The organism is Metabacillus idriensis, assembly GCF_009674765.1.
In the GTDB taxonomy this organism is placed as follows: domain Bacteria; phylum Bacillota; class Bacilli; order Bacillales; family Bacillaceae; genus Bacillus_P; species Bacillus_P idriensis.
The window spans coordinates 110,900-134,684 of sequence record NZ_WKKF01000008.1; the positions used below are offsets into that span (position 1 = coordinate 110,900).

At 37.9% G+C, this 23,785-nt stretch carries 21 protein-coding genes, 2 pseudogenes and 1 other annotated feature; of the genes and pseudogenes, 6 read left to right on the forward strand and 17 right to left on the reverse strand.

What is annotated here, in order from left to right; all coding sequences use genetic code 11:
- Positions 1-599: 599 nt before the first annotated feature.
- Positions 600-947 (reverse strand): hypothetical protein, encoded by a 348-nt coding sequence (locus tag GJU41_RS19350; RefSeq protein WP_154319277.1) that lies wholly within the window; start codon positions 945-947, stop codon positions 600-602.
- A gap of 458 nt (positions 948-1,405) precedes the next feature.
- Positions 1,406-1,747, reverse strand: coding sequence for a DUF3243 family protein (locus GJU41_RS19355; RefSeq protein ID WP_070874432.1), 342 nt, complete (start codon positions 1,745-1,747; stop codon positions 1,406-1,408).
- 186 nt (positions 1,748-1,933) lie between these two features.
- Between GJU41_RS19355 and GJU41_RS19360 the strand changes: the two genes are divergently transcribed.
- From GJU41_RS19360 to GJU41_RS19370, 3 genes are read left to right on the forward strand one after another with little or no spacing between them, the layout of a single operon-like run.
- Positions 1,934-2,998 carry a GerAB/ArcD/ProY family transporter gene (locus GJU41_RS19360; protein WP_170292843.1) on the forward strand — a complete coding sequence of 355 codons (1,065 nt, stop codon included), beginning with the start codon at positions 1,934-1,936 and terminating at the stop codon, positions 2,996-2,998.
- Positions 2,999-3,007: 9 nt separating this feature from the next.
- Positions 3,008-4,486, forward strand: coding sequence for a spore germination protein (locus GJU41_RS19365; RefSeq protein WP_070874430.1), 1,479 nt, complete (start codon positions 3,008-3,010; stop codon positions 4,484-4,486).
- Entirely contained in the window at positions 4,476-5,603 is a 1,128-nt protein-coding gene (locus GJU41_RS19370) for a Ger(x)C family spore germination protein (protein WP_070874429.1), read from the forward strand. Before GJU41_RS19365 ends, GJU41_RS19370 begins: the two co-directional genes overlap by 11 nt.
- Before the next feature lie 77 nt (positions 5,604-5,680).
- Here the strand turns inward: GJU41_RS19370 and GJU41_RS19375 are convergent, their stop codons facing one another.
- A complete protein-coding gene (locus GJU41_RS19375; RefSeq protein WP_070874428.1) occupies positions 5,681-6,628 on the reverse strand; it encodes a formylglycine-generating enzyme family protein in 948 nt (315 codons plus the stop codon).
- A gap of 88 nt (positions 6,629-6,716) precedes the next feature.
- Positions 6,717-8,195, reverse strand: coding sequence for a sulfatase family protein (locus GJU41_RS19380; protein WP_070874427.1), 1,479 nt, complete (start codon positions 8,193-8,195; stop codon positions 6,717-6,719).
- Between the two features lie 186 nt (positions 8,196-8,381).
- On the opposite strand from GJU41_RS19380, the gene GJU41_RS19385 reads away from it, so the two are divergent.
- Positions 8,382-9,146 (forward strand): AraC family transcriptional regulator, encoded by a 765-nt coding sequence (locus tag GJU41_RS19385; RefSeq protein ID WP_070874426.1) that lies wholly within the window; start codon positions 8,382-8,384, stop codon positions 9,144-9,146.
- 260 nt (positions 9,147-9,406) lie between these two features.
- Here the strand turns inward: GJU41_RS19385 and GJU41_RS19390 are convergent, their stop codons facing one another.
- The 8 genes from GJU41_RS19390 to GJU41_RS19425 all read right to left on the reverse strand — a co-directional run bounded on the left by GJU41_RS19390 (position 9,407) and on the right by GJU41_RS19425 (position 16,625).
- Entirely contained in the window at positions 9,407-9,847 is a 441-nt protein-coding gene (locus GJU41_RS19390) for a hypothetical protein (protein ID WP_070874425.1), read from the reverse strand.
- Between the two features lie 47 nt (positions 9,848-9,894).
- Positions 9,895-10,686 carry a PhzF family phenazine biosynthesis protein gene (locus GJU41_RS19395; RefSeq protein ID WP_070874424.1) on the reverse strand — a complete coding sequence of 264 codons (792 nt, stop codon included), beginning with the start codon at positions 10,684-10,686 and terminating at the stop codon, positions 9,895-9,897.
- A 284-nt stretch (positions 10,687-10,970) separates the two neighbouring features.
- Positions 10,971-11,348 (reverse strand): YciI family protein, encoded by a 378-nt coding sequence (locus GJU41_RS19400; protein ID WP_070874423.1) that lies wholly within the window; start codon positions 11,346-11,348, stop codon positions 10,971-10,973.
- A 497-nt stretch (positions 11,349-11,845) separates the two neighbouring features.
- Positions 11,846-13,105 (reverse strand): FtsW/RodA/SpoVE family cell cycle protein, encoded by a 1,260-nt coding sequence (locus GJU41_RS19405; RefSeq protein WP_070874422.1) that lies wholly within the window; start codon positions 13,103-13,105, stop codon positions 11,846-11,848.
- Between the two features lie 6 nt (positions 13,106-13,111).
- Complete coding sequence (locus GJU41_RS19410) at positions 13,112-13,519, reverse strand: PadR family transcriptional regulator (RefSeq protein WP_070874421.1); 408 nt, start codon at positions 13,517-13,519, stop codon at positions 13,112-13,114.
- Positions 13,520-14,056 carry a sigma-70 family RNA polymerase sigma factor gene (locus GJU41_RS19415; protein ID WP_070874420.1) on the reverse strand — a complete coding sequence of 179 codons (537 nt, stop codon included), beginning with the start codon at positions 14,054-14,056 and terminating at the stop codon, positions 13,520-13,522.
- Positions 14,057-14,672: 616 nt separating this feature from the next.
- The gene (locus GJU41_RS19420) at positions 14,673-15,731 is read right to left on the reverse strand and encodes an undecaprenyldiphospho-muramoylpentapeptide beta-N-acetylglucosaminyltransferase (RefSeq protein WP_070874367.1); all 1,059 of its coding nucleotides are present in this window, start codon (positions 15,729-15,731) and stop codon (positions 14,673-14,675) included.
- A gap of 15 nt (positions 15,732-15,746) precedes the next feature.
- Positions 15,747-16,625 (reverse strand): LysR family transcriptional regulator, encoded by an 879-nt coding sequence (locus GJU41_RS19425; RefSeq protein WP_070874366.1) that lies wholly within the window; start codon positions 16,623-16,625, stop codon positions 15,747-15,749.
- A gap of 108 nt (positions 16,626-16,733) precedes the next feature.
- Between GJU41_RS19425 and GJU41_RS19430 the strand changes: the two genes are divergently transcribed.
- Both GJU41_RS19430 and GJU41_RS19435 read left to right on the forward strand, forming a co-directional pair.
- Positions 16,734-17,828 (forward strand): citrate synthase/methylcitrate synthase, encoded by a 1,095-nt coding sequence (locus GJU41_RS19430; protein ID WP_070874365.1) that lies wholly within the window; start codon positions 16,734-16,736, stop codon positions 17,826-17,828.
- Positions 17,829-18,409: 581 nt separating this feature from the next.
- Positions 18,410-19,414 (forward strand): L,D-transpeptidase family protein, encoded by a 1,005-nt coding sequence (locus GJU41_RS19435; protein ID WP_070874364.1) that lies wholly within the window; start codon positions 18,410-18,412, stop codon positions 19,412-19,414.
- Between the two features lie 172 nt (positions 19,415-19,586).
- Here GJU41_RS19435 and GJU41_RS19440 read toward each other — a convergent pair whose 3' ends face one another.
- From GJU41_RS19440 to GJU41_RS24755, 5 genes and pseudogenes are all read right to left on the reverse strand, one after another.
- The gene (locus GJU41_RS19440) at positions 19,587-19,988 is read right to left on the reverse strand and encodes a nucleoside 2-deoxyribosyltransferase (protein WP_070874363.1); all 402 of its coding nucleotides are present in this window, start codon (positions 19,986-19,988) and stop codon (positions 19,587-19,589) included.
- A gap of 95 nt (positions 19,989-20,083) precedes the next feature.
- Positions 20,084-21,271 (reverse strand): annotated as a pseudogene (gene metG / locus GJU41_RS19445) (methionine--tRNA ligase); the annotation flags it as partial.
- 49 nt (positions 21,272-21,320) lie between these two features.
- Positions 21,321-21,588: a binding site (T-box leader), on the reverse strand.
- A gap of 338 nt (positions 21,589-21,926) precedes the next feature.
- Complete coding sequence (locus GJU41_RS19450) at positions 21,927-22,211, reverse strand: hypothetical protein (RefSeq protein ID WP_070874362.1); 285 nt, start codon at positions 22,209-22,211, stop codon at positions 21,927-21,929.
- A gap of 145 nt (positions 22,212-22,356) precedes the next feature.
- Positions 22,357-22,944, reverse strand: a complete 588-nt coding sequence (locus tag GJU41_RS19455; protein WP_154319279.1) for a histidine phosphatase family protein — start codon at positions 22,942-22,944, stop codon at positions 22,357-22,359.
- Between the two features lie 608 nt (positions 22,945-23,552).
- Positions 23,553-23,785: pseudogene (locus tag GJU41_RS24755) on the reverse strand (alpha/beta fold hydrolase); the annotation flags it as partial.

Consider the following 23,785-nt stretch of genomic DNA (forward strand, 5'->3'; position numbering starts at 1 on the left):
TATATTAGCAATATTTGAAGGGTGATATAGTTGGTACGATATTCTTATATTTTCAGAAAATGGATAGCTGTTTTCATTACATCATTTTTCTTTACTGGTTATATTTTAACCGGGGGATATGTATTTTTCGAATTAAATATGGACAATTTTTTCTGGTTTATTATTATATTTTTTATCAGTACAATAGTAAGCTTAGCCTATGGATTTCCGATATCGATAACAGCAGAATTACTGACAAAGAAGATAACATCGTATCACTTGCGTGTATTTGTTTCTGGTCTCATTCATTTATCAGGTGGATTGTTGTTTTATGTTATCAGTACGGAATTCTATATCTATGCAATCTATTGTTCAATCATATTTTTTCTGACGGACGAGGGACTTAGATTACTGGATAAAAAGGTTTTTTATCCTTGTTTAAAAGATTGGAACTAAAATATTTCCTATTAACTTTTAAAGAATGGGATCCTCAGTTACTGTAAGGATCCTTTTCTTATTCCATTTAAGCCCCCGATTGTTGAATATTATTTATCTTGTCTTAGGGAAGAAAAGCGCCTGATTGTTGAATAAGCTTAAGCTTATACCTGACACGTAAAAAATCAATATCCCTGAATCTCGACCGGAAGATTGTCTTCAACAGTAATCGTAATGGCAACGTCAATAGGACCACGAAAACTGGAATGTATAAAAAACTCAACTCCCCCAGGGTCATTTGTAAACTCATTTTTGTGAGGTCCAATATTTGTGATCCAGACAGCAGCTTCCTCGAGGATGTAATGAAAGTTCTGTCTTGGTTCGGTTTGTATATTCTGTGTTGTACCAAACTTAACTTCACCTACGGTAACATGTACAACTGATTTAGCTGTTATTACACCGGGCCAATTGAAATTCTGACGCCATTTGCCTTGTGTAATACCACGTCGTACAAAACGTATAGATCTAGCCATATAATACTCCTTCCAAAAAATTATTAAATATTCATCATTAAGCATTATAGTTAGATTTATATTTAAACCATTAGATTTTTATACTACCAAAAGGACCTTATGTAGAAGAACTTCAGTATCCACTTATTCCGTTAACTGCCCTTTAATGGAATATCCAAAATTTATAATAACATCATAAAAATCCCATAAATTTGTGGTGTGTCAACAGTCATTCAGCCATCAAATCGGGAGCCATGTAGCACTATCATTCGTATTCTAATTTTATGAGTGACAACAGCTGTTGTCCTATTGCTATATAGGCAGCTATTGCTGCTAATAAACGGATGTTAACTTTGTAATAACAACAAAAAAAGCAGGTAAAATTCATATGCGAATTAGCCTGCTTGTTTTTGTGCTATTTACAGTTTTTCCTCCACAATCAAAACGCCTTACTTTTTTCAGCTCTAGCTTTTACCGTTTTACTCTTTTCCTACAAGTCTGACAAGCAGATGTGCCAATTGATGGCGCTGCTCCTTCTCGCCTGCTTTCCAAAGCTCCTGAAGCAATTTTTCCTCGCGGTTTCTAGGTTCCTCATTTTCAGCTAGGTAAGCTGCAACTTTTTCTGCTGTTTTGGCTAATTGTTCTTCACTTAATCCAAGTTTTTCACCAAGAGCAACCCGCTTCCCAAGGTATTGTTTGAAACTTTCAAAACTGCTCAGAATATCTTCCATTTTTTCATCCGGAATGGTTGCAATGCGGCTTTCTACCTTTTCTGTTTCGAGACTTTCATTCTTATTAATAATATGATTTTGTTCTGACATTTAAATCCATTCCCTTCTATTATAAAGTCGTTCTATTAGTTTTAATACCCGCTTTTATCTTATCGAAACTCGTCAGCTCTTTTCTCCTTATCTAAGTTAAAAAAACAGGAATCCAACACCAAATTTTCGTATAAAACCCATTTTTTAACTAAATACTAACTTTTATTACTGACAATGGGGGAGAACATGCGAATTCAGCCGGGAATTGCTCCTATTCATATTTATTTCTTGATGATCATGTCTTCCGGATTAGTCAATCACGTTCTTATCATACCGCTTATTCTTTCGGCTGCCGGCCGGGACTCATGGCTTAGTGTTGTTGTTTCAATTGTGCCTTATATCATTTGGATCTTAATAATTGGAGCCGTTATCAAAAAGATCGGAAATCAAAATTTTTTAGAGTATTTGAAAACTCGTCTTGGACGTGTACCCGTATTTTTATTAACTATGATCTTGATTCTCTATTTTTATTTAAATGCAGCTGTAACCTTCAGAGATACCCTTACATGGACAAAAACCAATTATTTAATGAATACCCCGCTGCTTGTTCTATGTATTTTGTTAGGCTTGCTGTGTTTTTTCGGGACATACAAAGGAATTCAGGAATTAAGCATTGTGACTATGATTGCCCTGCCAATGGTAGTTGCCTTCGGCTGTTTCATCGCAATTGGAAATATCCAGCATAAGGATTACTCTATGCTGCTGCCCATTGCCGAACATGGGACACGACCAATAATAAAAGGCACAACCTACGTTTTTTCTGGTCTTACAGAATTAAGCACGCTTTTATTTCTCGTCCATTATACAAATAAACCTTTGAAATGGAAGCATATTTTCCTTGTGGCTTTTATCTTAATGGGTCTCATGATTGGTCCGTTGATGGCAGCTATCGCTGAATTTGGCCCTTATGAGGCAAGCAATCTCCGGTATCCTGCCTTTGAGCAGTGGAAGCTTCTTACCCTCAGCAGAGAAATTACAAGAATGGATTTTCTTTCGATTTTCCAATGGATTTCAGGAGCGTTTATCCGAATCAGTTTATTGATGTATCTAGTAACTCATCTCATTAAAAACACGAAATATAGAATCTGGATTGTAAGTCTTTTATACATAATAGCAATCGGCTATACACTTGCTCCTATATCTAATCTTGTTATTTTCAGGTATCTCTATTATTACTTTTTCCCCTTCCAATTGTACGTTATCATTCCGCTGATCAGCTTCATCTGTCTTTACGTCCTATTTAAGAAATGAGGAAATGGTATGACCATAAATGAGACTGAGGCAAAATCGATCGACCTTAATGAATTTTTATCATCTTTTCAAAACAATATGGATGTGGTTATTAAGCAGCGCTTATTTTCTGACATATCCTCTCATAGTTATACGATTTTGTTTTGCAAAGGGTTAACTGATGTTCAGATTATGGAGGAAACATTTCTTCCTTTCCTGACATCCATTATTCAGAAAGGTGAAGCTTTGGATTGTAAAAGTTTTAGAAACCGTTTTGTTGTAAGTAAGCTTGCGCTGACTAATCAAAACATGCAAATGATTGAACGCAGCCTTTTTTCTGGCAACGTTCTCCTAATAAATGAAAATGAAAACTATGTTTATTCAATTGAACTATCAAACACACCTAAAAGAACCCCTGAAGAATCGAACACAGAAATTTCGATCAGAGGAGCGAGAGATGGATTTATTGAGGATTTAGAAACGAATTTCGCCCTTATTAGAAAACGATTTAAATCTTCTTCCCTGCATAGTAAGTCATACACAATAGGAAGAAGAAGCCAAACTTCTGTTTCTTTACTGTATGTTTACGATATTATCGATCAGGATTTAGTAAAAAGGGTTGATCAACGTCTCTCAAAGTTAGATATTGACGTTTTAGTGAGCAGCAGTGATTTAGAAGAATCCTTATCAGATAGTTATTTTTCGATTTTTCCTTTGCTTGATAATACAGGACGTCCTGATTATGCGATTCAATCCTTAGTTCAGGGTCATTTCATCATCATTGTAGATGGATCCCCGACAGTCCTTATAGGACCAGCGTCACTCAAGATCACTTTAAAATCTCCAGAGGATGCAAATGCAAGTTTTTATATGGTTACTTTTGAGCGTCTTCTGCGTTTCACGGGGTTATTCACAACGATTTCACTTCCTGGTCTATGGGTTGCCCTGACGACCTTTCACCAGGATCAGCTTCCTTACCCGCTGCTTGCAACTCTTACTCTCTCTCGAACCGGACTGCCTTTATCCTTGCCGCTTGAGATGATGATTATGGTTGTATTATTCGAATTGTTCAAAGAAGCTGGTGCAAGGCTGCCGAGGGCCGTCGGTCAGACTGTTGCTGTACTGGGAGGATTAATCGTCGGAGATGCGGCCATTCGGGCAGGACTGACATCACCTACTACACTAGTCGTAGTCGCAATTACTATGATTGCAAGCTATACATTCGTTAATCAGTCCTTAAGCGGGAATTTACTATTTTTACGTGTTTATACTCTCTTGATGTGCGGGATGTTTGGATTGTTCGGCTTTTTTATATCTATGCTTAGTATCTTTTTACTTTTGGGGTCATTGCGTTCATTTGATTATCCTTATTTGTCATCCTTTGCTGCACCAAATATTCCAGATCTTCTAAAATCATTTCTCAAACTGCCTTTTCCGCTCATGAAACAAAGAGATAAATCAATGTTTACGCAGGACTCTTCCCGTCAAGGAGGCAACAATGATCACTAGAGAGCTGAAACTTATTATTCTGCTGCCTTCGATTTGTTTAATGCTGAGCGGATGCTGGGGAAGCAGGGGAATCAGCGATCAGCTTTATATTGAGGCATTAGGAGTCGATTATAAAGATGGCAAGTATATTGTATACACAGAATCTGCCATTTTTTCTTCCATTGCAAAACAAGAAGGAGGAGGAGGATCCCAGCCTTCTGAGTCCCCTGTCCTTGTAGGGAAAGAGGATGCTGAGAGCTTAACCATGGCGTTCAGGAAATTGGAGAAGGCATCCCAGTATCCCCTGTATTATGGGCACATACAGGTAATCTTGCTCAGTGAAAGGGTTATTAATCAAAAGTTAAAAGAAGTTATATCTCACATTGGCCATGATCCGTTAATCAGATATACCTCTTGGGTGTTCGGCACATCTGAGGATTTATCAGCTGTATTGAAAACAAAGTCGCTATTCAATCAGGCTCCTACCTATAAAGTCCTGTATCATCCTGACATTATGCTTAGCCGCAACCATGCTGTCAATCCTTTAAATATGCAGATGCTGTTGAGAGGCGGAAATGAACCCTATGGATCTATTCTGATTCCAAATGTTGCTATCACAGAAGGGGAATGGCAGGAAGATGAAAAAAAGCCCTCCACTCCTCATGTAAATGGAGGTTTCATTGTATCAAAGATGAAATCTAAGGGATTCATGCCTTACGAAGATCTACATGGTTTACAATGGTTAACAGAACAGCAAAAAGAAAATAAGCTGGAAATCACCCATGAAGAAACAGTTGTGGAACTCTTGGTGAAGGGCTATAAAATCACTCTTCAAGAACCAGTAAAGGACGGATTGCACTATACGGTCCAGTTGAAAACCAAGGCTTACATTGATGAAAGTGCAGATGAACCTTCCCTAAGCACTTTAAAGAAAAAAATCAAACAGGAAATTAAAAACGATGTGCAGCGCACGTTTGAAAATGGACTGGAAATGGATGCAGATTTATACAATCTGACTGAGTCCACTTACCGAAAATCTCCGTCACTTTTAAAAAAATATAAACTCCAGGGAGATTCTTTGTCTGACATTCAGGTAGAGGTTGTCATTGTGAATGCAGGCAGCCAGAAATACAAATAGTTAAAATCCAAACAGGAACATATTCCAGAGAAAATAGAATCCAGGACTTTCTGCTGTCCTGGATTCTCTCATTCAGTCTAATTAACAACATCAGCTGCACATCTAAAGCCTATATTCCCAGAAGAACTATCTGGAGAATTGGAGCTTCTTGCAGCAACCCGATAGCGATTACAATAAGAGTTATGGCAAAGATAGGATCCGCCTCTCATTGATTTTGCCTGACCGACAGCAGGTCCTGTGGGATTAAATGTGGAACTTTCAATATGATAGGCCCGGCTGAACCAGTCTGCGCACCATTCCCACACATTTCCGCAAACATTATATAGCCCAAATCCATTTGGTGTGTAAGCATGAACCGGTGTAGTTCCAATATATCCGTTACGAGCCGTATTTTTATCCGGAAACACACCCTGCCAAATATTACATTGATGTTTGCCGTCAATCAGCAATTCATCTCCCCATGCGTATCTTTTTTGCTTTAAGTTTCCCCGCGCAGCATATTCCCATTCTGCTTCAGTTGGAAGCCTCTTTCCTGCCCAAATACAATAAGATTGCGCATCCTTCCATGAAACGTGTACTGCAGGATGATCCAATCTGTTTTCAATGAATGATCCTGGTCCTTCCGGCTGTTTCCACGAGGCCCCATAAACTGCAGCCCACCACGGAAGACCGGGCACCCTCTCAGGCTTGGCTGCCAGAGCTTCTTCTGATAAAAATTGATCGAAGACAAAGGACCAGCCGTACAACTCTGCCGCGGTTATATAACCTGTTTCATGGACAAATTGTTTAAATTGTTTATTTGTGACTGCATAAATATCGATATAAAAAGGGGATAAAATAACTTCTCTTGCAGGTCCTTCTCCATCTTTAGAAAACCCTTCTTTGCTGTCAGACCCCATTATGAAACTGCCCCCATCAAGCAAAACCATTCCCTCTTTAAAACAAATCTTGCTTTTGTTTAAGACATTTAATTTAGTTCCCAGTCGCTGGTTTTGGAATCTTTCAGGTGTACAGCATTTCTTCATTTTACTGTCCTTGTTTGCCGCAAGACGTTAGAAAAGTGAGCATGGACCGTATTGATAGTAAATTTTTTCAGGAAATAAACTGCCAAACTCATTTGGTACCCCTTCTAGCTTTATAAATGTGCTGTAATTTCTCATGTCTGCTTTCAAGCCTCATTGCTGCTTCATGTCGTCCATCCTGCCGCAGGCTGATTAGATAATTTTCCAGATTTCCTCGTGTATGATAGGGACCGCCTTCCTGAATCACATTCCACATTGGATCTGTTGGAGAATCGGAAGAAGCCATTTGCTCAGCCACCCAGGCATCAAGCAGCTGCAAGCCTTTTCCAACGATCTCTGGATGTTGTTCTATTACATTTTCTGTTTCATGAGGATCACTTTCTAAATCAAATAACATCAATTCGGGAAAATCCTTCAAACCATCATGATAAGTACGAATCAAGATCCATTTATCAAATCGGACAGATCGCTGACAGCTCCAGGCAGCCTGACTGACTACGAGATAGGGACGGCCAGACGATTTCTTCTCCGTCAATGCAGGTAAAAAACTGGTTCCATCCCATTTCTCCCGCTGCTCACCGCCAGCCAGTTCAGTCAAAGTCGGCCCCAGATCAATTTGATAGTGAAAGTCCTCATCAATGTGTCCCTGACTTACATTCGGGCCTGCTATGATAAGAGGAATACGATTCGTAATATGATCTGCTGTTTGGTGATCACCATAAACATTGAGCTCACCTTGATTTTCGCCATGATCGGCTGAAATGATTATGAATATATCTTCAAGAATCCCTTCTTCTTTTAAAGCATCGAGGATGATTCCAACATGGTCATCTGCATACCGAATAGCTGTATCATATCCGTCTATCCATTTTTCAAAATCCAATCGGGAAGTTATTTCTTTTGGGAGATCAGGCCATAGCTGTTCAGCAGGCAATTCCCGCGCACTCATTGGTCCAAAGCTTTCTCTGTGTCTATTAATCATTTCATCTGTCAGCCATTCAGGAGCCGGATCTTCTTTGAATGGATTTCCGTATGAGACCGGTGTCCGATAAGGAGTATGAGGATCCCAGAAATTAAGATATAAAAACCAATCCTCTTTTTCAGCTCCTCTTCCTTTTATCCACCTTAAAGCTTCAGCTGTCACATCCCCTGCCGTTTCCCCTGCGTGTTTACCGGTATCATGCATCTCAAGGAACCCCTCAAGTACGCTCCAATTTGCATGACGGCCTGGAAATGGACTGATCATAGCGGTATGCAGACCTTGAAATCTCAAAACATCAACCCAAGACTGATACGCAGTGTGGTGATGATTAAATGGACGGTTTTCACCAATGGCACGATTATCCGCTTCTAATCCGCCATGGTTAATGACTCCCGTATGAATACCAAATTGGGATTTAAACAATGCATTCCGTGAAGGAGCACATGGCGCATCTGAAGTATAGTAATTTGTAAAATGTGTTCCTCTTTCAGCAATGCTGTCGATATTGGGCGATGTATTTCGATGATATCCATAGCACCCCAAATGATCTGGACGAAGAGAATCAATATCGATGTATAGGATTCGCATTTTATAATCATCCTTCCTGCTAGATATAAATTTGTATATTTCATGAAATGAAACATGATAAAATACTCTAAACAAAGTTTATATTTCTTACTATTCATAATAAAAGATAAGATCTATTTGAAAAATAAACAAAACTACTCTATTTGTACATTTCATCATTTAATTTATAAGGAAGGTGATTTTAGGTTGTTAGATATTCAAGGGATTTATTATGATGTAGAACCTTCATGGAGAACGGAAAAATCGCGGGGCCATAATACCCTTGTCTATGCTGCAGAGGGAAAAGTCCTATACTTTATTGAAGATAAACAGCTGGAATTAGATAAAGGCGAAGTTTTATTTATCCCTAATAATCTTTATCGTTCATGGACAAATCATCCTAAGGAATCTCATAAAAAATATACAGCTGTTTTTTCTTGGGATGAATCTACAAAAGAAATCCCGCCTCTATTCACTGATAGAATTGACCTGCTTAGGTTTAAACCAAGGAACATAGCTTACTTTGAACAGCGTTTTTCTTTTCTATTTTTACAGTGGCTAGGAAAGAGAACATTCTTTGAACAATTATCCAGCAGCGTCTTGACGGAACTATTTCTCCTTATTTCGCAGGAGAAATCTGAAAGGAATCCTTCTGCAGTTAAAGAACCGCTTGTAAGGAAGATGCAGGAATACATATTAAACAATTACAGACGGAGCATTACCATTGAAGAATTATCCATTATTGCTGGCGTTACGCCAAATTACGTTACCATTCTATTTAAGGAAGTCATCGGCAGTACACCCATTCAATATCTGCACCAAATCCGCATAAACACAGCCTTAAATTTACTTTCAAAAACAGAGATGTCTGTTAAAGACGTTGCTGAGTATCTAGGTTACTGTGACCAATCATACTTTAACCGCATGTTTAAAAAATGGATGGGCTCTGCTCCTTCGCAGATAAAATCTTGACTGTTCTTTTTCGTCTTTTAAAAAATATGAGCTGCATCTAACTAACGGGTTCCGTTTTTTGAGTGCAAAATACAATACAGCAGCCTAATTAGCAATACAATTAGCATAACTTAAAAAAGACTCGTCATAATTTTTATGACGAGTCTGTTGTTTCGTATATGCAGCTGGAAGCTGTTATTCAATTATTGCCCTCGATTGTTGAATACTGTTAAGTTATTAATTCTAATTTTTATCAAGTACGATTACAATTTGAAAATCATTTATGATTCTTTAAGAACCCAAGGAATTTCTATTTCAAAATCAATTTGCAGAGTTGGTTTGGTGAATTCACCAGGAACAAAGTGTAAATCGTTTGAAAAAACAAAAGTGAAACAACCTATTTTCGCAACATTTTCATCATTCCAACTGTAGCTATTCACAGGAATACCCTCTATTATTTTGCCTGCGATATGGTAGCAGCCACTATATATGTGTAGTCCTGTTTCATTGAGTACGAGTTTTGATAAATGAACACACTTAGAAGGATTTATTCCTAATCTTTTTAGAAATTTCGACTCTAAATTAGAAAATGACTTCATAAATTCATAAAAGTTTAAACAATCTAAGCAATGACATAATCCCCAATTATTACTGTATTGTTTTTTAGTCTCATCAACATCGACTTCTATAACCCAATTATGGACTTCAAATTTTTGAAACAATTACACCACTCCTGAAACTGCAATCGTCCCCGATTGCGGAAGATCAACTACTTATATAAATGTCCTTTCAGTAAAGTGATACAGTCCCCCATTAACTCAACTTTTTCACCTTTTATCTTTAGTTTTATTTCACCCCCACGCTCTGAATCTTGATATGCTTTAAATTCTTTCTTATTTAAGAGATTACTCCAATATGAAGCTAATGCGCAGTGTGCAGAGCCTGTAACGTAATCTTCGTTAATACCTATCTTTGGAGCAAAATACCTTGATACAAAATCATACTTACCTGATCCACGACTAGTAATAATTATACCTGGCCCCTCTAGTTCTCGAATTGCTTCCAAATTAGGCATTACGTTATGAACCATATCCTGATTTTCCAATTCTAATATGTACCGATCTTCTGCCCAAGCAGCATCTTTTATGTGGAAATCAATAACTCGTTTTAATTTCTCATTCACTTCTATTAGAGTTGATTCTTTTATATTAAACTTCAGAATTATTTGTTGTTCTGATAGTTCAGTTTGAAGGAGTCCTGATTGAGTATAAAAGTTAATTGTTGACTCTGATGAAGAAAAACCCTCACTCCATAAAATATGAGCAGCTCCTAATGTACCATGCCCACATAAATCAATCTCTTTAGTGGGGGTGAACCATCTAAGTTGATAGTTATTTCCATTTTCTTTTGAAATAAAAGTTGTGATAGGTTGATTGAATTCTTTTGCTAAGGATTTCATCCACTCTTCTGATCTTTTCTCTCTTAAGAAAACTATTGCTGCAGGATTTCCCTTAAATTCTTCTTTAGTAAAAGCATTAATTAAATAAAATTGGCTATTCATATACTCTCCACCCCTAAATTAAATCAGCAACATTTAGATTACTCTAGCATAAAAAAGAACTTGATTCTTTACTTGTAAAGCGCCTGATTGTTAAAGATCCTATTGGAGCATATACGTTGTAATAATCTTCCAGAAAAGCCCTCCGATTGTTGAATTAGTAATGATTTATTCCATTACAATAATGCCGCCCCTTAGTTCAAAAGCGCATAAATCCTCCTTGATCAATGTATATCTAATTGAATAATTAACTTAACCCTTATAAATCATATTCCTTTGTTTCTAACCTACTGTTCTCTCTTCTCGAAGTAATGGACAGGGCGGATCTCAATGCGCCATCCAAACTCCTCACCTTCAGCAACTTGTGTGGCAGGATGTAGTGAGGCTATCTGAATCGCATCCTTCATGTCCTGTGCTTCAATGAGAAACGCACTGCCAATCAACTCTTTGGTTTCTACAAAAGGACCGTCCGTAACCATTACCTTCCCGTTCTCCCGGCGCAAGCATTTGGTCTCTATATCGAGCCCGGCATCCATTATCACTTGACCGCTCTTGTAGAATTCCTTGAGGCGGGGCTGACATTCGCTCATGACAGCCTTAATCTCCTCCTTTGGACGGGCGTCCATTTTTTCTGGATTGAAGTAACCTAAACATAGAAATATCATACTAATCTCTCCTTTATTTTATTGATTTGGCTTACATTTTGCTGTTTGTTTTACCACTAATTTTATTTCTGGACTTTTTCATCTGTTTTGCGTGCTGCTATTCCTTCATATTAATTATTCAATAAAAAAGGGCACAACTCCTTTTGAGTTAGTGCACCAATCACTGATCTATATATTTATTTAACAAAAGGGAAGTAGCTACCAAAACTGTTCGGTTCCAACCGTCATCGGACTAAAAGAGACCAATCGATTAACGATTGGTCTGCGATTTCAATTGCTAATTTCTGATTTTGCACCTCAATACGGAACCCGTTAGCACCTAACAGCTCTTTTCGTTTTTCAAATTCTTTTCAAACTTAATTAACTTTGATCAATTTCCTCATAAATCCAGACAAATCATTTAGAACATAGATTCATTGGATTATCACTTGACCTGAAGCATTAAGATTTTATATTAAGGGAATAAGAGAATTGTACCTGTAAAATCAATTTACCATTTAAACAGCTTTGCCCGATACCAAATCCTTTCTCCGATAAACACTTAAAACGATTCCAATTAATACAGCATTCAACAAAACCGGCATCAAACCATAGCTGATAAATGGCAGATTCATAGCTGTCATCGGGAAAAATCCTAGTACCATGCCAATATTTGATAATACTTGAATGGAATAAAGAGAAACCGCTCCGATCAGCAGGAGTCTTCCATACGAATCTTTAATAGCCGGAATAACTGCACCTATTCTTGCTGCAAAGAGTGAGAGCACTATTACTAGGAATCCTGAGAAAAGCCAGCCAAATTGAGAAGTTAAGGCGACAAATACAAAATTAGTGGCACCATTCGGCATGGATCGTTCAATTGAAGGGCTGCCGAACCATCCCGCTTCAAATAAGAGCTTCCGTAAATGGAGAATCATAAAACCTGATGAATCGGAATACTTTTCTGGATTCAAGAAAGCAAACATTCTCTCTTTTAAGTATCCAGATTGATATCTAAATGATAAGAACATCGTGAAAGTGAGACCGGCTGCTGCTGCACCATGAATTTTAAGAATCGTCCGCAAACTTAATTTACTATATCCCAGCATCGCAAATACCATAACCGAGTATAGATAGGCAGATGAAATACTGGGTAAAGTGAAAAATAAGTAAACTGGAAAAAGGAATAATAGTCCATAATGCCAAATCTTGAAATTCCCATGATTGAAAAAGGATGCCAACGCTAGAAAAAAGAAAGGCAGCGCCGACAGACTTTCCAGACTAAGAGGACCAACAGTTAAAGCATAGTTCCCGTTTATCGTACTGTTGGGAAACGATTGAATCAGCAGAAGGATGATCACCCCCGTCGCATAAAACATCCACCCGAATTTCTCAAGCTTCCGGTAATCAACCAGCATAAGCGCAAACGCCGCTGCAGCCCCTATTAAAACAATAAACACTTTATTTTGAACGTTTACGTATTCCCCTGAAAATAAAGGCAAAAATCCTAATCCTAAACATGCTGCCAATAAGAAAACAAGCAGCCAGTCAACTCTAGGACGATGCAGTTTATTCATCTGCTGTCCGAGTGAAACAGAGCTTCCCATATGATGAACGGCTTTTTCTTCTGCTTCCTCGACTGACAATCCTTTTTTGATCCATTCCATTTTTGATTTTTCGATGTGATCATTAAGTTCAGCTTCCACAAAATGTTTTGCTTCTTTAGATTTGATTTGAGATGTTACCTCTTCTAAAAATGAGCTTTTCGTTTGTTTCACTTTCGATCACCCCTCTAACATTTCCTTTAAAACCAGCAGTACATTTCCCTCTTTTGCTTCTGCTTTCTGCAAGAGCTTTTTCCCCTTGTTTTTAAGCTGATAGTGCTTTGAACCTGAATCATTCCACGCAGACCCGATCCATCCTTTTTGTTCCAGCTGATGCAGCAGAGTATATAGAGCACCTTCATTTTCTTCAAACCTTCGTACTCCCCTGCTTCTCAAAAATGCAGTCAATTCATGGCCTGTCTTTTCATAGACAAGCAGGTGAAGAACCGCAAGCAAAATGTCTTCATCTTTTTCCTTTTGTTTCTTAATCTTTTCCCTCACTTCATTCCGGTGCTTCTCTGTGAACGTTAATGCAGCAAATGCCGATTGATCCATTGATTTTTTTAACTTTTTCAGGCGGTCTTCCATTTATTTCTCCTCCAATCTCTCTTTAAGCAGAACTTTAGCCCGTCTTAATCTAGTCTTTACCGTATTCTCACTTACTCCAATAACAAGCGCGATTTCCTTGATTGGCAAGTCTTCATAATAAAAGAGGTAAATCACTTCACGGTATTTTACAGTCATCATCATGATGACAGATATCAACTGAGTATCCTCTTCTTTTTGAATGGCCATCTGTTCAATCGATCCCTTTGCAGTACTGTTTGGTTCCAGTTCGTCGCCAGCCGTCTCGACATTCTTGTGATGCCAGCTTTTCAGAAAGTCTTTGCATTGGTTGATGGCTATACGCCAAAGCCAGGTTCTCAGCTTTGATTTTCCGCTGTATGTATGGAGAGATTTATAGCACTTTATAAATATATCCTGCGTTAAATCCTCAGCAGTCTCTTTATTTCTGACGTAAGAGTAGACAAGCTGCAGGATCTCCTGTCCGTAACGGATCATGATTTCATCGATCAGTCCATCTTTATCTTCCATTTCCAATGCTTGTGCAGCCCATTCTTCCACTTTTGCCCCTCCCTTTCATAGATTTAGACGACACTCCTGTATGATAAGTTTTACAGATTGATATTATTCATAAAAAAAAGGCTGGGCCGCTGCCAAGCCGGATTTATCTTTATTAATTATGACACTTGTTCTGGCATTTCATTTACCCAATCAAATGATCTATGATATTTTGAGCAGTCACTATCATTCCTTTTTTCATAAGAAATATTAATAGAGGCTGGGACAAAAGGTTTTCAGCCAAAGAATAATCCGAACTATTATGTGAAATTCCAACTTAAATTTCGTTTTAGTTCGGATTTTTTTCTTTGGCTCTTTTCATAAATATTGTTGCTGCCAGACTAAATGATAGAAACCTTAAGTGGATTGCAGCGGAAGGAACTTGACTCCTGCGGGAAATAGAGCAAAGTGGGAGACCCCACAGGCAACGCCGAGGAGGCTCCCAGCCGGACCGCGGAAAGCAAGTTCCTCTCGCTGCAAGGAACGGACATTATTTATCATAAAAAACAACAATCTATGCGAAAATAGCCCTTTCTTTTAATGGTTTTCGCACTATTCAATGTTCGGCTTTCATTCAGGAGATGATCGTTATGTCCCAGCCTCCATTTACATCTTATTCTTATCTGCCGTTTATCTCCGCAACAAGTATACTAATTGCATCTTTCCGGTCAAGCGAGGTCATTTTCTGCTTCATATCATCTCTTTTGCTCTTTAAATCAGCCAGATGTTTCACAAGCGTTTCTACAGATAAATGTTCTTCCTCAAGCATCATCGCATATCCTTTTTCCTGGAACGATTTTCCGTTTAATATCTGATCTCCCCGGCTTTGATTTTTCGTTAGAGGAATAATTAGCATTGGGATTCTTAGGGCAAGGAATTCGAAAATAGAATTCGATCCGCCTCTTGTAATTACAAAGTCTGTTGCGGCCAAATAATGAGGAAGCTCATCATGAACATATTCAAATTGTTTGTAGTCCTTCTGATTCGCATAGTTCTCATCGACGTTTCCTTTTCCGCATAAGTGAATGATCTGATAGTCTTTCAGCTGCGGTAATGCCGCTCTAATTGTTTCATTGATTTTTTTTGCCCCGAGGCTTCCGCCCATCACTGTTAAAACCGGACGCCTGCGGTCAAACCCAAGCAGCTCTATTCCTTTATACGGAGATCCCTTTAAAATTCCCCTGCGAATCGGTGAACCGATGACAACAGTCTTATCTTTTGGAAAATAGTTCAGCGTTTCCTCGAACGAAGTAAAGATTTTAGTAGCGAAACGCTGGGCGATTTTATTTGCAAGTCCCGGGGTCATATCGCTTTCATGAATCAGAACAGGAATTTTCAGTGATTTTGCTGCAATTATGACCGGTACGGATACAAAGCCTCCTTTTGAAAAAACCAATGCAGGCTTCAATTTTCTGAGTACTCTTCTTGCATCTAAGCAGCCTTTTAATACACGAAAACTGTCTTTTACGTTTTCAAAATCGAGATATCTTCTCAGCTTCCCGCTTGAAATGCCATGATAGGGAATTGCAATTTTCTCAATCAGTTCCTTTTCGATCCCATTTTTCGAACCAATATATTGGATGTCCCAATCGCTTTTATCGAGTTCATCAATAATCGCAATATTTGGCGTGACATGCCCTGCTGAGCCGCCGCCTGTAAAAACAATCGTTTTTTTCATAAAAATGGCCTCCTGCTAAATTCTGAACTGCGAAAGAAATGCTAAAAATTCTTTCTGCTTTTTATGTGTGTATTTCATGATGGCATATGTATGAGCTTCCGGCAATGGAATAGATGGACAATCGACCTCAAGGAGTCTTCCTTCAAGCATTTCTCTTCTTACTGTTGAAGCAGGAAGGAACGAAACGCCTAGTCCTTCCACAATAAACCGTTTTGTAATATGAATTTGGGAAACCTCCATCATTCGAATTCCTGGATAATTTGCTTTTACTGCTCTGCATAGCGAATCCCAGTATACAGGATGATTATGTGTAAGAAGGTAATTTGATGTTAACACCTCTTCTTCATCCATGGGCAGCGCTCTTTCAGAATCCATTCCATCGTGAGGGGCGACAAGTAAAACCTTGTCCTTGTACAGAAGCTGACAATGGATATCCGGATGAGTGCTTCCCAAACAGGACAAACCCAGATCCACCTTATCATTCCTCACAGCCTCTTCAATTTCACTTGATTCTATAATTTTAACGGAAATTTCTACCTGAGGATACTGGTTGCAGTATTTTTTCAGCACATAAGGAAGAATGGTATCTGCAATCAGCGGGGAAATGGCTAGAGTAAACTGCGATGTAAACCCCTGCTGAAAGGACTGAAGCTTGACTAAACCGTTTTGATACACAGCCAGAAGCTCCTTTGCATGCTTCAAATAAACCCTTCCCTCTTCTGTCAGTCTAATCTTACGGCCATCCCGCTCAAATAATCGAACCCCAAGTTCTTTTTCCAGCAGTTTGATATGAACTGAAACAGAAGGCTGGGATATATAGAGAATCTCCGATGTTCTTCTGAAATTTTCGCATTCTGCAGCCGTGACAAACGTTTGAAGCCAAGTAAATTCCATAGACACCCTCCTTATTAAAATACTTAATCAATCAGTTTATATATATTTAATTTTCTTAATACTTATTATTTTATAAAATAGAAAGTACAAAGGGAAGGAGAGATTTTCATGGTGATCAAAGGATTAAAGGGCGTTGCGGCTGCTGAAACAGCCATAAGCCATATCGATGGAATAAATGGCCAACTGATATACAGAGGAATTGATGCAGGGGATTTGACGAACAACCATTCATTTGAAGAAGTTTCGTATTTACTGTGGCATGGTGAATGGCCTGACCAGCAACAGCAACAGCTCATTGAGCTGAAAAATGAACTGAAGAAACAGCGCGGGCTTCCTGATTATATAGAAAAGCTGCTGATCAGTCTTCCAGCAGAGATGGATTTTATGAGCGTTTTGAGAACAGCAGTTTCAGCAGCCGGTCCAGCAAATAAAGAAAAGCCGACTTATTCAGATGCCATTCGTTTAACGGCGATGATACCGACAATCATCGCATATAGAAAAAGCCATTTAGAAGGCAGGGCATTTGTCCGCCCTTCCGCAGAGCTTGATCATGTTGAAAATTATCTATATATGCTTAATGGAAAAAGGCCTTCGGAATCTCAGCGCAAGGCTCTGGAAACCTACATGATTTTAACATTGGAGCATGGAATGAATGCTTCTACTTTTTCAGCAAGAGTCACCGTTTCGACCGAGTCTGACATTTACTCTGCTGTGACCTCTGCAATTGGCACGATGAAAGGCCCGCTTCATGGAGGAGCCCCTTCTGAAGTGATTGCGTTTTTAGTTGAAGCGGCCAATAGTGCTAATATTGAAAAAATGATTAGGGAGAAACTCAATCGCGGCGAACGATTAATGGGTTTTGGCCACCGAGTATACAAAACGCATGACCCAAGAGCTGTGGCTTTAAAAACCGTTTTACTCGAGAATGCAGGAAAAGATGCATGGCTTGATCTATCAATGAAAGTGGAAACAACTGCTGTTAACTTGCTGCAAGAGCTAAAGCCGGGAAGATCCCTGTATACGAATGTTGAATTCTACGCTGCAGCCATCATGAAATCCATTCAAATGGAGTCTGAGCTGTTCACCCCCACGTTTACAGCAAGCAGAGTTGTCGGATGGACGGCTCATGTACTGGAGCAGGCTGAAAATAACACGATTTTCAGACCGGAATCTCAGTATATTGGGAGATTGCCTGTTAAATAATACTTCAAGTTGGAAGGTAATAGCTGAACGTGTTCCTCCGCTAAGTTTAAACATTCTTATTAAAAGAAACACAAATGTTATAAAAAAGCTTAAACAAAATCACCAAAAGCACCTGTTAATGGGTGCTTTTTGGAGTGCAAAAAAACTACACACTGCCTATTAATAATCAATTATCGCTCCCCGATTGCTTAAAAAATGTGTTGAATGTAAAGCGCGCATTGCGTTTAAAGCGGTCTACCCCCATTGGTTTCAAAGTTAAACTTCCAATGCCAAATTACTTCTAATTCTTCATAACTTTCATATAATAAAATTCCTCTGAATAAATGTCGATGTGATTGTCAGTCTTAAAAATTCTTGTAATTCTTGTACTCCTTCTAAGTCCATATCTCTTCCCTTCGAATCATAATTAACCATAAATCCTTATTCAACATTCCTTCCAGTTCGCTCAATACCAATTATTTCAAAATCAAGTTATTACCTCGATCTTTTATTCGTATTTTATTTTCAAAATATTGTTAATTTATGGAACAATTTTGAAATAAACTTCGTTATATAGATTGAAAACAGAGTGAAAAAGGGAGATGGTTACTGTGATCAAAAAAATGTTTATTCTTTTTTTGTTATCTTTTCTTATGATTTTTAGTATGGAATTGAGTTCTGCATCTGCAGCAGGAAGCAAATTCATCATCATCAACAAGAGCAATAATCAGCTGGCATATTATGAAAATAGTCAGCTGAAAAAAGTGTTTAGGGTGGGCACAGGCAGAAGTCAATCACTCACACCTGAAGGGAAATTCAAGATTGTGAATAAAATTGTGAACAGACCCTACTACACGGACAACATTCCAGGCGGTGATCCGCGAAATCCCCTTGGCAACCGATGGCTAGGATTAAATGCGAGGGGCACATGGGGTACAACGTATGCCATTCATGGCAATAACAATCCGAGTTCAATTGGCGGATACGTCAGCAGCGGCTGTGTTCGAATGTACGACAATGAAGTAGAATGGCTGTTCAGCCAAGTGCCGACCAACACACCAGTAATTATTACTTCTTCAGGTAAGTCATTTGATTCCATTGCTGCATCGTACGGATATAAAACGACTCCAAGTTCAGTATCACCCTCTGTTCCTGCAATGAATAATGGCCAAATTCTGAAAAAAGGCAGCCGCGGTCCTGCAGTCGAAGAGCTGCAGCGCAAACTTACTTCTCTTGGCTTTTCCACGAAAGGCATTGATGGAGCGTTCGGAAATAATACCGATCAGGCAGTACGTCAGTTTCAAAAATCCCACCGCTTAACAGTAGACGGTATTGTCGGTCCCGCAACAAGAAAAGCCCTTTATGGAACAAAGCCACCGACTGCACCATCCCCTGGAACAGTCAGCGGCACTTTAAAAATGGGCAGCCGCGGAACCGGAGTAAAAACACTTCAAAGTACACTTACTGCAAAAGGCTACAGCACTAAAGGCGTTGACGGGGTATTTGGTCCTAACACAGAAAAAGCAGTTCGTTCTTTCCAAAAATCCAAAAACCTGTCTGTAGATGGTATCGTTGGGCCTATTACGAAGAAAGCATTAGGAATATAAATAGAAAGAAACCTAGGTAGTTGTCTAGATTACCTAGGTTTCTTTTCATTTTTCATCCTTGTTTAAAATCGCATTTCATAAAAATGCCCGATTGATGAAGATCATCCAGGAACAGTACATTCACTCCGAATGGATATTAAAGAACCACTACCTTGTACTGCAAACGCCAATTTTAACTAAGTACCACTTCTTCATCTGATGTCAAAAATTCAATTAATTCATCTAACGGCCCTATGAACTGTTCAACCTCAGGCAGGTGATAAAAAGTACTAGTGATATGAATGTTATTGATTTCATTATTGGGCGAATAGAGAATAATCCTTTTATTAAGACCAAGGGCTATCCCTAATTCAATGTGACTCCCTTTTCCTGCTGGTAATAAAACTACAATAAAATCAGCTTCCGCTACAGCATTTTTTTCTTGTTGACCAATTCTTTTTAGGTCTTCAAGTGTTGATGCTTTTTCATTTTGTGTCCAATCATATGTATGGATATAACCCATCCTCTTTAACTTTTTACTGACGTGCCGTACTTCCTCTATATTTTTAAAGCTTGAGGCTACATAAAACTTCATTTTCCCCCTCCTTCTATGACACCCGGTATTCACCAATACTGCCCAATTCCTCAATAAGTAAAGGCAATCACGAAATGCTGCAATCAAAGATACATTATAAGGTTTGATGTGCGATTGACAAAATTACCATATGCGCCTAGTAATTCGCTGTTATGACTATATACAAATTCGCGCCACGAAAAATCAGAATCACGATTTTCAGGTGCGTTGATTGTTAAAAAATAACGGATAGAGTCTGCATCATATCTTTCTAAAATATCTGGAGCCCAAACAGCCCAATTTTGACTTGTCGATAGCTTTCGCTTTTCTAATGTCAAATACTCGTTCGAAATGATATGTGTTAGTAAAGCAGGATTATTGATGCCCATTAGGATAGAAGGCCAAATAACCGTATGGAATGGAATATTATCCTTCCCATGAATATAGTAAGAAATGGTATCTTTATTCCACCAATCTTTTATATTTTCGTTATGTTGCTTCGTCCATTCGATACTTGCTGATAAATAGCCTGCCACTGCTTCAATCCATACATAAATTTTCTTACCTTCAAAACCTTCTATTGGAACATCAACTCCGTTTGGCAAATCACGCGTAACAGCTCTGTCATGTACACCCTCTTTTAAATATCTAGTTGTTAATGTAATTGCATTTTCACGCCATCTATTTTCCTGTTGCGCTTTCCCCACAAATGCTTCTAATTTTTTCTGGAATTGACTAAGTGAGAAATAAAAATGCTCCGTTTCTTTAATGGTGGGCTGGTTCCCACAGATCTTACAACGTTTATCGATTAAATCAAGTGGGTCTAAAATAGCGGAACAATTATCACATTGGTCCCCCCTTGCTTTCGCACCGCAATTTGGACAAACCCCTTCTACAAAACGATCCGGTAAAAATTGATGATCCGTTTCACAATAAGCCTGCTCAATCGTCCTTTTGTAAAGATAACCATTTTTAAGTAGTTCTAAAAAGATTGCCTGTACTGACTTATGATGATGTTCGGCATCTGTACGAGTGTACAAATCGTAGGAGAAACCTAGCTTTTGAAAACACTCTACAAATTCTTCGTGATAACGATTTGCAATTGCTTCAGTTGTCGTATTTTCTTGATTTGCTCGTATTGATATTGGTGTGCCATTACAGTCACTTCCTGAAACATAAAGTACCTTTTCTCCTTTCTGTCTGTAATACCTAGCTAAAATATCACCTGGTAATAAAGCTGCTACATGCCCTAAATGCAGTGAACCATTAGCATAAGGCCATGCTCCTCCGATAAAAATAGTCATATTTCTTCCTCCCTAAATAAAAAAACCTCGCCCATAGACAAAATGATTGCCTAAGGACGAGGTATATCTCGTGTTACCACCTTAATTTACTAATAATTCACATTATCAGCCTCAATAAGTACGGAGAGAATGAATCTTTCTTATACTTTGACATTTATAACGAGTGCCAAATCTCGTCAAGGTCTAATTCATTTACTGAAAGTCGACTTTGCTGCTCAAAGGCCATTTTCAATCAACTATTTTCTGCTTCTTTTCAGCTACCGAAGCTCTCTGTAAGAAAATGATGGTTGACTTACTTTCCTCATCATCGCATTTTATATCAAGTATAAATTTTCCATATTATTACACATCTTTAGAATTTTTAAAAGTACATTTATATAATATTCAATTAAATATTGTCTGATAATGTGTCCTCCACACTAATCTTTGTTACTCAATTAAATGGCTCCTTGACTAATGAAGAGAGAAAATTGAAGCCTCCACAATCATGCCCATTACTTCAATAAGAAGATGCGACACTTTGTTAAGCAATCGCCCCCTTTAGTTGAATAACAAAAAGTAATTTTTATTAGTTAACACCAATATTTACGCCCCATATCTTTGAAAATTCACTAATTATAAGTGCATATTATATAAATAATGCGACAATAAGTAATTATTTTTTATTTTTTAGTTCTAAAAGTATAGGTGCTAAATTTAGTAAGATGGAAACAATCGTCAAAAACCATAATGCCCTTTCCATACCAGGTACTACATCCTCTAAAGCTGCCCAATCTTCCACTTCTACCCACTCCGATATAAGACTGTATTCTGCACAAAGTGTTAATGCTGTAAATGATAATCCCATCGCCATAGCAAGCTTGTAATCCTTTCCTGCTGTATACATATAAAGATTTATTAAAGTTACTACTATTGCAATAACCCCTAAAATTACCCACATAATTATGCCTCCATTATATATTTTATTTAAGATGAACATTTATCTAAAAATATATTAAAAGGTTCAGTTTTCCTATTTTGAAATCTGGCCTTTAAATGGAAATTGAGCGCTGATCCTTGTTCTAAGATACCGCCCTTTAGTTATTTCATTGGTTAAGACCAATATTTACACCCCATATTCTTTGAACATTCACTAATTCCTGATCATTAAATTCCATTCTATAAATATCAGGTTTTGATGTGCTATGTAAAAAATTTAATTCATAATTGCTATTGAAATAGCCCATCATCAATGTCATAACAGCCCCGTGAGTACCTATTGCTACTTTTTTACCTTTAAAAATATCTAATAATTCTTTTAAAACTTTTATAGCTCTTTTTTGACAATCAGCATTAGATTCTCCTCCTTCTAAAGCGAAATTTGGTTCCATAAATGACTTCTCCAACAGTGGTACCAATTCCTTATCAGATGTTCGATTGTCTTCAGAAGAAAATATCCTCTCTTTTAAATCTTCAAATATTAAAACTTTTTGCCCTAATTGTTTTGCTAACTTTTCGACAGTTAAAATTGAACGTGTGTAGGGGCTTGAAACAACTGCATCAATTTTCTTATTTATCAATATGTCATTCACTCGTTGAGCATCCAAAAGCCCTTTTTCGGTTAAACCTCTTGTTCTTTCATTTCCTTCCTTTGGCGAGTCACCGTGTCTCACCATATAAACAAACGTACTCATATTTTTTCCTCCAATATGGTTCTCTCTGGTTCTCTCCGCTTTCTCCTTCAACTCTTTCACGAGTTAGATAAACAATAAAAGTGCAATTCTCCTTCAATATGAAACGCACCATTATTTAAACACTGTTTAATTTTATTTACTGCTCATCGGCGAAAGAGCGGCTGCCATTGTGAAACAACTCTCCTTATAATACAACTCCAACTATGACATAGAAGTTACTGTAGATGTATCATACCTAAACAAATACTTACTACTCCACAATCCTGCACAATTACTCAATAAGAAAAGGCGATCCACTGTGCTGCAATAGCCCCCGATTGATAAAGTTCTAATGCATTGAGTTCGTAATGTAAAAAATCCCCACTGTAACTACACTTAGAAAAACCATAAAAAAATTCGAAACTATTAAAAGTCTTCTTATTGTTAACTGCTTATTTATCTGTTTTTGTACAAGAAAAGCACTTACAATTGCAGTAAACCATATTGCTACTCCGAACAACGAAAAAAGGTATTCAGAGTCCGATATCCAAAGCATAAAGATACCAAAATGGATGATAAATAATGACCAAGCTAATATATTCAAGTACATCACTTCTGCCTACTCCAATTTAACAATTTTCAATTAGTCTTCTAATGGCATCTACAACTACCGTTGGTTCATCATTTTGTATGTAATGTGTACTATTTTTAGCAATCATAAATTCACTGATAGAAGATATTTGAAGAATTTCTTCTTGCATTGTATTCCATAAATCTTGTGACTTAGGTGAATAATGATTTTTTTTGCCCGCAGAAAGGACAATCAATGGAATGTTTAATTTCTTTTGGTCTTCTTTTAATT